Source organism: Yersinia entomophaga (assembly GCF_001656035.1).
GTDB lineage: Bacteria > Pseudomonadota > Gammaproteobacteria > Enterobacterales > Enterobacteriaceae > Yersinia > Yersinia entomophaga.
The window spans coordinates 184776-196010 of sequence record NZ_CP010029.1; the positions used below are offsets into that span (position 1 = coordinate 184776).

An 11235-nucleotide genomic window follows, 5' to 3' on the forward strand; every position below is an offset into this window, starting at 1 on the left:
CATGAGCGAAATCGCACCGAATATTGCGTCATTATTTGATGAGCCGGAAGCCGCGCCGACGACTCGCCAGTACCAATTGGAGCTGCGCGGCGAAAGTTTGAACCCGATGGTAGATGCCGCTACGCCACTGCTGGGTATGGTGATGCGCCTGAAAAATATGGCTAATCAGGCGTTGCCGGAGCAGCTTTATCAGCAGGTGGTGACGGATATTCGCGCCATCGAACAGTTTTTACAGACCAAAGGCTATGAGCCGGGTGCCATTGTCTCTTTCCGCTACATGCTGTGTACCTTCATCGATGAAACCGCTTTGGGACACGGCTGGAATAGTCAAAACGGTTGGTTACAGCAATCGCTGTTGGTGCAGTTTCACAACGAAACCTGGGGGGGAGAAAAAATCTATGTGTTGCTGGAACGCCTGATGGGCGAACCGCAGCGTTACAAGGATTTGTTGGAATTCATCTATCTGTGTTTCTGTCTTGGCTACCGAGGGCGCTATAAGGTCAGTGCGCCGCAGGGGGATGAATTTGAACGTTTATTCAGACGGTTACATCACCAATTGCATGAAATGCGCGGCGATGCGCCGCCGACGGTATTACACCTCAACGCCGGAGAGTCTTCCGGCCGTTATCGGTTAAGCAAGCGCTTAACTATCAAACATTTACTGTGGGGCGGATTAGGGCTGTTAGCGCTGGTCTACGGGTTTTATCTGATTCGTTTACACGATCAAACCCAAGATATCTTGCAGCAGCTAAACAACTTATTGAGCTAAGGAAGGCCAAATGATCCGCATAGATTTACCCACATTAGTTAATCGCCTCAATCCCATCGCGAAACATGCGCTGGAAACGGCCGCCGCCCACTGTGTCAGCGAGCAGGAAATCGAAATTACGGTTTCTCAGGTGTTGCTGCAATTGCTGAATACGCCGTTGAGTGATGTGCGTTTAATTATCAATAAAGCTGAAATCGACCAAGATAGCTTGAGGGAACAGTTGGACACCCGCGTTCCCAGTCATCAGGTAGTGACTCAGTCTTACCCAAGCTTTTCACCGCTATTGATCGAGTGGTTGCAGGATAGCTGGCTGCTGTCCTCCACGGAAATGGATCACGGCGAAATGCGCAGCGGGGTCATGCTGATGACTTTGCTGATGAGCCCGGCGCGCTATCTTTCCGCACGTGCCGCTCAATTATTGGCTCCGGTAAACCGCGAGTTATTAAGGCAAAACTTTAGTCAGTGGACGACGGATTCCGCAGAAACTCAGGTTGTTTCTCTTGCGGCAGGCCAAACCTCTGCCGTTCAACCTAACGGTGAAAGTTTGTTAGCCCGTTACGCCAGCAACATGACCGAACAGGCGCGCAGCGGCAAGCTTGATCCGGTGCTGTGTCGCGATGAAGAAATCGATCTGATGATCGATATTCTGTGCCGTCGCCGCAAAAACAACCCGATTGTGGTAGGGGAAGCCGGCGTAGGGAAAAGCGCGTTGATCGAAGGACTGGCGCTGCGAATTGTGGCCGAGCAAGTGCCGCAAAAATTGTTGAGTGCGGAATTGATGACGCTGGATCTGGGCGCGCTGCAAGCGGGCGCGGCGGTGAAAGGGGAGTTTGAGAAACGCTTCAAAGGCATTATGGCGGAAGTTAGGCAGTCTGAAACGCCCATTATTCTGTTTATTGATGAAGCCCATACCTTGATTGGCGCAGGTAATCAGCAAGGTGGTCTGGATATTTCCAACCTGCTGAAACCGGCGCTAGCGCGCGGTGAATTGAAAACCATCGCCGCTACGACCTGGAGCGAATACAAAAAGTATTTTGAGAAAGATGCCGCGCTGTCTCGCCGTTTTCAGCTGGTTAAAGTTTCCGAACCGAGCGCCGCCGAGGCCACCGTGATTCTGCGCGGTTTACGCACCATTTATGAAAAAGCCCACGGCGTACTGATTGACGACGAAGCGCTACAGGCGGCTTCTACGCTCAGCGATCGTTATTTATCTGGCCGCCAGTTACCGGATAAGGCCATTGATGTGCTGGATACAGCCTGTGCCCGCGTAGCGATCAATTTGACCAGTGCGCCGCGAGAGGTTTCGGCTTTACAGACTGAATTGCACCAGCTAGCTATGGAAATCCAGATGCTGGAGCGCGAGCTGCATATTGGGCTGAGTGACGATAGTGAACGCCTGGCAACGTTACTGACTCAGCGGGAAGAGATTGACGCCCGTCGATTGGCGCTGATGGCAAGCTGGCAGCAGCAGCAACAGTTGGTTGAGCAAATTGTTGCACTGCGCAGCATTCTACTGGAACAAGACGATATTACCGCCGATGAACGAGCGGAATTAGTGCGTTTGGGTCATGAACTGGATTCATTGCAACAGGTGCAGTCGCTGGTTTCTCCTCATGTCAGCAAATCCCAGGTTGCGGCGGTGATTGCCGAATGGACCGGCGTGCCGCTGAATCGTTTGTCCCAAAGTGAGCTGGCGGTTGTGACTGAGCTGCCACTTTATCTGGAAAAGCAGATCAAAGGGCAGGATACCGCCATTGCTTATTTGCATCGTCATTTGTTGACCGCTCGCGCCGATTTACGCCGCCCCGGCCGTCCTCTGGGCGCTTTCCTGTTGGTTGGGCCAAGTGGGGTAGGTAAAACCGAAACCGTACTGCAAATTTCAGACTTATTGTTCGGTGGCCAGCGTTATCTGACCACCATCAATATGTCTGAGTTTCAGGAAAAACACACCGTATCCCGCCTGATTGGTTCTCCTCCAGGCTACGTGGGCTATGGCGAAGGCGGCGTATTGACCGAAGCCATTCGTCAGAAACCTTATTCGGTTGTGTTGCTGGATGAAGTGGAAAAAGCGCATCCAGACGTTCTCAATCTGTTCTATCAGGCTTTCGATAAAGGTGAGCTGGCCGACGGCGAAGGGCGGATTATTGATTGCAAAAACGTGGTGTTCTTCCTGACTTCCAATCTCGGCTATCAAACCATCGTCGATAACGTCGCTGATGCGGATTCCATCAACGATCTGCTGTATCCCGAACTGGCTGCTTTCTTTAAACCGGCGCTGCTGGCGCGTATGGAAGTGATTCCGTATTTGCCGCTGGGACGTGAAACCCTGCTGGCGATTATTGCCAGTAAATTGCAGCGGTTGGATAACTTGTTGCGTCAACGATTTAACGCCGAAGTCGTGATTGACGATGCGGTTACGGAAGAAATCTTGCTGCGGACCACTCGCGCCGAAAACGGTGCGCGCATGTTGGAGTCCATTATTGATGGCGTCCTGCTACCGCCGGTCTCTTTGTTATTACTGCAAAAAATGGCGGCGGGAAGTGACATTGGCTTTATTCGTATCGCAGTAGACGGACACAGCTTTGTTGCAGAGGTAGAGGACAAGGTATGAAACAGCGGCTAAAAAGCGTATTGGCGCTATTGGATAACGACACCATTGAGCAACTGATACACCACTTTTTGCAGGTTAATCATCGTCGGCAACGTTTTGATGCTTTGCTGGTTACCATGCTGAACGTCAATGAAAGTCGTCTCGATTGTTACAGCCTACCTCGGCAGGACGAGCGCGCGACGCTGAAACTCGACGTTCAAATTGATGAAATCAACCATCCGCTGGTACAGGTTTTACGTAACGGCGTCCCCGCAGTGTGGGATTCCTTACAGCGCGGTGTGCGTATCGAAAACGCCGATTTTCGCGGTTTTGTGCAAGAACTGCCCAGCGCCTGTGGTTTGTACGCGCTGCCGTTGTTCAACTGCAACGGTCAGGCCTGCGGCGTGGTGGCGGTATTTGCCGAAAACATTGAGCACTACACCCTCGCCAACGGCATGTTTAGCATTTACTGCCATATTTTCCAGCATCGTTTGAATAAATTGCAGGAACTGGAACAGCAGCGAGCGCAACTGCGACAGATTCGCGAAGTATTCAAAGCGCAGCAGCAACGACAAAAGCAGCTGGATGAGTTGCTGGTCTCCCTCAGCACATCGGATAACAACCTGTCTCCGGCAGGTTTATCTAACGATTACAGCAAAATAGACGATCTGACCGAAGCGGTGGAAGAGTTTGAATGCACCATTTTGCGTCAGCGTCAGCGCATGTACGGCACGGATAAAAAACGCATCGCCGCCAGCCTGAATATGGCACCACGCACGCTCGCCTATAAGTTGGCTAAGTATCGGTTTCAGTTATGAAAAAGTTGATATTAACAGCCACATTGATATTGGCTTGCAGCCACAGTCTGATGGCTGCAGAAGATGTACCTACCGTTACCCAACAATCACCTCAGTTATCGGCGCTGACTCAGTGTCGCAATGAGCCGTCTCCCTTGGTTCGACTAGCTTGTTACGATCAGGCCAGCAGTCCGGTTGGCGTAACCGATGACCGAATGATGGGGCCGGGTTGGCGTCGTGCCATGGTGCAGGAAAAAGGGCGGGAGGCACATTCCCTGGCTTTTCTGACCCGCCAGTCCGCTGGCAACAATCCGACCGTGATTATCACCACGCCGGCGATAGGAATGCCGCCTCCGCGTCCGGTTCTGATGTTTAGCTGTATCGATAACATCACCCGCATGCAGGTGGCACTGGTTGCGCCGCAAAAGGAAGGCGAAGGCGCGCTCACCTTTGTTACCGACCGCACTAAATTCGATACCGAATGGTTTGTTCGCGAAGAGGGTTTCCTGCTGGAAGCCAGTCGCGGGCTGGCCGGTATTGATGAAATCAAACGACTGCTGGATGGAGAAACCTTGGCCATCAGCTCAAAACAAGGGGCGGCAGTGCGGCTGACCTTCAACATTTCCTCGCTGGCAGAGGCGATCAAGCCACTGCGCAGCGCTTGTCATTGGTGAAGTTGATATGAATGCTATCGCCCAACATCCCTGGCGGAATTTGCTGCTAGCCCCGTTAGCCGACGGGCGCGCAGCGCTGGCGCTCAAAGACGATAACCCGCGCTGGGAGTTTATCGACGGCGAAATGGTGAAGCTGGGTTCGCTTACCCACGCCAGTCTGAATATTGCTGAATTGCAGCAGCAGGCGATGACGCTGCTGTCCGAAGAAAGCAAAGACATGCGCTTACTGACCCACCTGTTGCGTACTTTGCAGCACGGTGGCGAACCGCAGAATATCTTGCTGGCGATGCAATTGCTTTGTGATTACGTCAGCCATTTTTGGGCCGAAGCCTGGCCGCACAATGGTTTGCATAAACGCCGTTTGGCACAGCAGATCGTTAAACGTTTCGACGCCGCAGCCAGTCTTTTTAGCCAACGAGCCACCGGTGAACAACGGCTGGAAGCTTTAGGGCAACTGGCGCGACTGGCACAGTGTTGGCACGAAAGTGAGCCTCAATTGGCGAAAGAAGTGGATGAGCTGAGTTTCCCCTATCGCTATCAGCCAGAACCTCAGGTTGCGGATACACCGCAGACCAGCAGCCCGTCTTTATCCAGCGGCAGCGCGCCGGTTTCTTCTGTCGATGCGCCGGTTACGGAAGCGCCGATTGCCAGCGTCACGGTGGACAGTTCCAGCGATCGTGCGTGGCGGCAAACGCTGCTGAAAGTGGCGGATTTGCTGTGTGAACGCCATCCGGACAGCGACAGCGGCTACCGACTCCGACGCCACGCGGTCTTTAGCACTATCACCACGCCGCCTCAGTCTCAGAGCGATGGCCGCACGCCGCTGGCCGCCGTTTCAGCGGATCGCACCGCCAGCTATCAGGCTGCGTTACCGGCAGCCGATTTAGCGCTGTGGCAGCAAATCGAGCAAAGCCTGACGCTGGCTCCTTATTGGCTGGACGGGCATTTTCTGTCGGCGCAGGTGGCTGAACGTTTGGGTTATCCGCTGGTGGCGCAGGCGATTCAAAGCGAGCTTCGCGCTTTCCTGGCTCGCCTGCCTGCCCTGCGGGAACTGAGCTTTACCGATAAAACCCCGTTTCTCTCTGTGGAAACCGCCGCTTGGTTGCAACCGCAGGAAACGACGGTAACTACCGGTAGCGCCCGTGAGGATCAGAATGATATCTGGCAGTGCTATGAGCAACAGGGATTGGAAGCGGCTCTGGCTGCGGTTGATCAACAGCAACAGCAACAAACTGAACCTCGGGATCGTTTCTATAGCCAGTTGCTTAGTGCGCAATTATTGGAAAAGGCCGGGCTGGCGGCAATGGCGCAACAGCAGTATCAGAGCCTTTATTTGGCAGGGAAACAGTTGTCATTACCGGAGTGGGAGCCTTCGCTCTTTGCCGGGTTATCAGAAAAACAGCGGCGGCAGAACTCATGACAGCCACGATGCGACACAGGAATGTTAATCAATGAAAATGCCTTCAATACCCAAAATGCCAAAGATGCCTTCATTTTTACGTTTATTGAAGCCCATTATTCCGCGTTTTAAGTCTTCAATACCGATATTGCTGGGGCTGCTCTGGTGCATCGCTTTGGTAGTGATTTGGCTGTGGGGGCCACTGTGGCAAATGGGGGAACAGCATCCGCTAGAATCACAGCTGAGTCGTTGGCTGGTGACGGCTGTGCTGGTATTGGTTGCGGTGTGCTGGCTGACGTGGCGAGTTACGCGACGGCTGCAAGAATTAGAAAAACTCCAACTGGATCAACAGCAGCGGGAAGAAGATCCGGTGCAAATCGATTTGGATCGGCAGAACGGTTATCTGTCTCGCTGGTTGCAGCAGCTACAGCGCTATCTCAACACGCCACGCTATTTGTATCAGCTGCCGTGGTATCTGATGTTGGGTACCGAACAGAGCGGTAAAACTACGCTGCTGCGGGAAGGTTATAAACTGACGGAAATCTACAGCCCCGACGCCAGTAAAGGCGATGACGCCGCACAGCTACAGGTGCGCTGCTGGGCCGGTGAAAAAGCGGTGGTTGTCGATCCGACCGGAAAGCTTATCGAGCAACCGGATCAAGGAGAGGAAGGCAAACCTCAGCTTTATTCTCGCTTGTGGCAGGAACTGCTGGGCTGGCTGCAACATAACCGTAAGCGTCAACCGCTCAACGGCATCATCGTTACAGTCGATGTTTATCAGTTGCTGACCGCCAATAAAGATCGGCGGGAAAGTTATATCGACCATATGCGCCAGCGTCTGCACGATGTGCAAATGACGCTGCACAGCCAGATTCCAGTCTATTTGGTGCTGACCAAGCTGGATTTGCTGTACGGCTTTGAGGCGATGTATCAGTCGTTGGATAAAACCCAGCGCGAAGCGATTTTAGGCGTGACTTTCACTCTGAATACGCAGGATGAAGATCACTGGCGCAGCGAGTTGAATCAATTCTGGCAACAGTGGATGGCACAACTAAACAACGCCATGCCGGAGATGATGTTTAACGGTGTGGATAGCGATCAGCGCCCGCAGCTATTCAGTTTTACCCGTCAGATTCACGGTTTGCATGATTACGTGCTGCAAATGCTCGATCGTATGCTGTTTAGCGGCGATAGCAAACCGGCGCTGCTCCGCGGGGTTTATCTGACCTCGGCTCAGCAGCGTGGACAAATGGACGACCTGTTTACCCAATCGGCGGCGGTGCAGTATCACCTTGGGCCGCAGGCATTCCCGACCTGGCCGGTGGGTGACACTTCTTCTTATTTCGCCAAAGGATTATTTAATAATGTCCTGCTGGCCGAGCCAAATCTGGCCGGTGAAAGTCGCCAATGGCTGCGCAATTCTCGTCGCCGCATGATGGTATTCAGCGCCTGCGGAGCGGTGGCGATTGTCGGGTTGCTATTCGGTTGGCATCAGTATTATCAAAGTAACTATCGGGCCGGACAAGTGGTGTTGACTCAGGCTAAAACCTTCTTGGAAATTCCGCCTCCGCAAGGTGAAGACCAATATGGCAACCTACAGTTACCGCTGCTTGACCCGATTCGGCAGGCAACACTGGCCTACGGTAACTACCATGAGCGCAATAGCCTGTTAGCGGATCTGGGGTTGTATCAAGGCAGCAAAATTGGGCCTTACGTCGAAAATACCTATCTGCAATTGTTGGAGCAGCGCTTCTTGCCATCGCTGATGAGCGGGTTATTGGTTCAGCTAAAAGCTGCGCCGGCGGGCAGTGAGCAGAAACTGGAAATCCTGCGCGTGATGCGCATGTTGGAAGACGGCAGCGGTCGTAATAAAGGGCTGGTGGAGCAGTATATGCGTAACCGCTGGAGCGAGAAGTTTAACGGCCAGCGTAATCTGCAAAATCAGCTGATGGATCATCTGGATTACGCGTTGGAGCATACCGACTGGAAACGCAGCCGGGATAACGGCGATGTGCAGTCGATTCAGAATTTCGCGCCATATGTTCCGGCGGTAAAAGCCGCGCAGCAGGAACTCAGTAAACTGTCTCTGTATCAGCGGGTGTACCAAAACCTACGTATCAAAGGGCAGGATGTTTTACCGCCTGCGTTGAATCTACGCGATCAAATCGGTGCCAGCTTCGATGGCATTTTTGTAGCCAATAACGAAGATCTGCTGATGGTACCGCAGTTCCTGACGCGTCAGGGCTTGCAAAGCTACTTCGTAAAGCAAAATGACCAGTTGATCGATCTGACCAGTATGGATAGCTGGGTTTTGAGTTTGTCGAAAAACGTGGAATACAGCGATACCGATCGCAAAGAAATTCAGCGGCAGATTACCGAGCAGTATCTGGGCGATTACACCGCCGCATGGCGTGCGGCGATCAACAACCTGGAGATCCGTCAGTTTGAGGATCTGCCACAGGCGATCGCTGCCATTGAGCAAGTGATCAGCGGTGAACAGCCGATCCGTCGAGCGCTACAAACCCTGAGCAACAACACGCAATTACCTGCCGCCAGCGGCGAAGCTGATGCCAAAGATCTGCTGGAACAGCCGGATTACCGCCTGATGTCGCGGATTAACCGCGAGTTTGCGCCGGAAACTGCTGCGCTGATTGAACACGGTGATAAAGGCAGTACGTTGCAAAGCGTCTATCAAAAACTGACGGATTTGCATCGCTACATGCTGGCGATTCAGAACTCGCCGGTACCGGGGAAAGCGGCGTTGAAAGCGGTTCAGCTTCGGTTGGATCAAAATAACAGCGACCCGATTTTTGAAGTACAGCAATTGGCCAAAAACCTCCCAGAGCCGCTGAATCGTTGGGTGGGCGATCTGGCGGAGCAAGCCTGGCATGTTGTTATGATGGAAGCGATTCAATCGCTGGAAGTGGAATGGAACGACACGGTAGTGAAACAGTATCGCACCTATCTGGCGGGCCGCTATCCGTTTAATCCTGAATCGACACAGGATGTGCCGCTGAGCGAGTTTGAACGTTTCTTCGCGCCAAAAGGTGTGCTGGACAACTTCTATCAGCAAAACCTCAAACCTTTCGTCGAAAACAATCTGACCAACGGCAGCGACGGCGAGTTGCTGATCCGTGATGACGTCCTGCAACAGTTACAGGTAGCGCAGAAAATTCGTGAGACTTTCTTTAGCAGCCAGAACGGGTTAGGCACGCAGTTCGCTATTGAACCGGTGGCGCTGGCGGTCAATAAACGGCGCAGCGTGCTGAATCTAGACGGGCAATTGCTGGATTACGCCCACGGCCGCAGCAGTAAGGTGCATTTGGTGTGGCCTAACTCCATGCGCTCGGGTGTGGAAAGCAAAATCACTCTGGTGCCGGACGCTTCTGGTAAATCGCCGCGCAGCATCGCCTTTAGCGGCCCATGGGCACAGTTACGGCTGATTAACGCCGGTGAACTGACCAATGTACGGGAAGATTCCTTCGATGTGCGCTTTAACGTTGACGGCGGCCATATGACCTATCGCATTACCGTTGATGAGTCGGATAACCCCTTTGCTGGCGGACTGTTTAGTAAATTCAAATTACCGGACACGCTCTATTAATGAGTATGCCCGACGCGCGTCGTCGGGCTTTTTTTAAGGAAGAGTTTTAGTGAGCGACAATAAACAGGGATTGGTTATCCGCACCGGTGGCGATCCGCGCCAATGGCCGGAATTCACCGCGATCCGTGAAGAAATTAACAAAGCCAATCATCCCTCGCAGCCACAGGTTAATTGGCGGCTAATTGAGTCTTTAGCCTTAACGCTGTTTCGCAGTAACGGCGTCGATCTGCAAACCGGCGTGTATTACACCCTGGCGCGTACTCAACTGAATGGGCTGACAGGTTTCACCGAAGGCTGCGAGCTGTTGGCCAGCCTGATTGTCAGCGAATGGGATCGTTTGTGGCCGGAAAAACCGCTGGCACGTATTGAAATGCTGGAATGGTTCACCGCGCGACTGTGTCACTTGTTGCGTCAGCAGGTGTTCAGCAGTGAAGATTTACGACTGATTTATCGCGCCGAACGTGCCTTGCAGCTCATGATCGATAAGCTGCAGCAGGTGCAACTGAGCCGAGTGCCGCGCATCGAAAATATGTTGTATCTGATGCAAAACACCGCGAAAAAACTGGAGCGAGCCACTGAAGCCGCCGCGCCGTCCATCCAGGCCTATCAAATGCCGCCGTTGGTGTATCTGACCGCTTCGGATGATGCCCCGTCATCGCGGGAAGTGCCACCCGCGCCACCCCAGCCACAGCATGACGATTTGGAACATGCACGAGTGCAGGTGCGCTTTGTGCCGACCAAGCGTATGTCGGCGCTGCGAGGTTTCAATTTGGGCATCGGTTTTTCGCTATTGATCGCCGCAGGGGTCTATCTGATGCAAGTGCGGCCAATGGCGCAACAGCTGGCTGCTGTGGCCGCTGAGCCTGAAGGTTCAGCCTTACTGTGGCTACACCAGCCGGAGCTGGAGACCTATGGCGAGCAAATGGATCGGCTGGCTAAACGTTCTCCGCTGGAAGTGTTAGGTGGGCCAGATGCGCTAATGAAAACCGCCCAGCAGCTATGGCCTGCAGATGCCCGGCAAACCGGGGTCAGCCAACGCTGGCAGGAGCAACTGCAAGCCAGAATGGGCAGCAATCAGGATTCCGCTCATTACTATCAGGCCAAAATGGGCGTTCAGCAGCTTTCTGAAAAACTGTTAGAGCAGGAAAAACAGAAAGGCAGCCTGACCATTTCTTATTTAAAAACTGCGCTCTATCGCATTCAAAACAACCTTAACAGCGAAATCCCGCTGGAAGAGCTATTGCGCCAGTTCTCTGCGCAACGGGAGCAGAAGAAAGGCGTCTCGCCGGTATTGATCAAACAAATTGATGACCGCTTCGATGCCTTACTAAGCCGCTACCACCAACTGACGGTTCAAACTGAGCCAGCCCATTAACGCCGACGAGAAGGGATAACCATGTTT

7 protein-coding genes are annotated in these 11235 nt (G+C 53.1%); all 7 read left to right on the forward strand.

The window, feature by feature from the left end; genetic code table 11:
• Position 1 precedes the first annotated feature (1 nt).
• Genes icmH through PL78_RS00985 form a run of 7 tightly spaced genes read left to right on the forward strand, consistent with a single transcriptional unit; the run spans position 2 to position 11208 of the window.
• A complete protein-coding gene (icmH, locus tag PL78_RS00955; protein WP_084414261.1) occupies positions 2–769 on the forward strand; it encodes a type IVB secretion system protein IcmH/DotU in 768 nt (255 codons plus the stop codon).
• Between the two features lie 10 nt (positions 770–779).
• Positions 780–3380, forward strand: coding sequence for a type VI secretion system ATPase TssH (tssH, locus tag PL78_RS00960; RefSeq protein ID WP_064512388.1), 2601 nt, complete (start codon positions 780–782; stop codon positions 3378–3380).
• On the forward strand, positions 3377–4177 hold the full coding sequence (locus tag PL78_RS00965; RefSeq protein ID WP_064512391.1) for a hypothetical protein: 801 nt from the start codon (positions 3377–3379) through the stop codon (positions 4175–4177). The genes tssH and PL78_RS00965 overlap by 4 nt, the downstream gene beginning before the upstream one ends.
• The gene (gene vasI, locus PL78_RS00970) at positions 4174–4830 is read left to right on the forward strand and encodes a type VI secretion system-associated protein VasI (RefSeq protein WP_064512393.1); all 657 of its coding nucleotides are present in this window, start codon (positions 4174–4176) and stop codon (positions 4828–4830) included. The genes PL78_RS00965 and vasI overlap by 4 nt, the downstream gene beginning before the upstream one ends.
• Before the next feature lie 7 nt (positions 4831–4837).
• Positions 4838–6250, forward strand: coding sequence for a type VI secretion system protein TssA (gene tssA, locus PL78_RS00975; RefSeq protein ID WP_064512394.1), 1413 nt, complete (start codon positions 4838–4840; stop codon positions 6248–6250).
• Positions 6251–6281: 31 nt separating this feature from the next.
• Positions 6282–9833, forward strand: coding sequence for a type VI secretion system membrane subunit TssM (gene tssM, locus PL78_RS00980; protein WP_064512396.1), 3552 nt, complete (start codon positions 6282–6284; stop codon positions 9831–9833).
• 49 nt (positions 9834–9882) lie between these two features.
• Positions 9883–11208, forward strand: coding sequence for a VasL domain-containing protein (locus tag PL78_RS00985; protein ID WP_064512398.1), 1326 nt, complete (start codon positions 9883–9885; stop codon positions 11206–11208).
• The last annotated feature ends 27 nt before the right edge of the window (positions 11209–11235 follow it).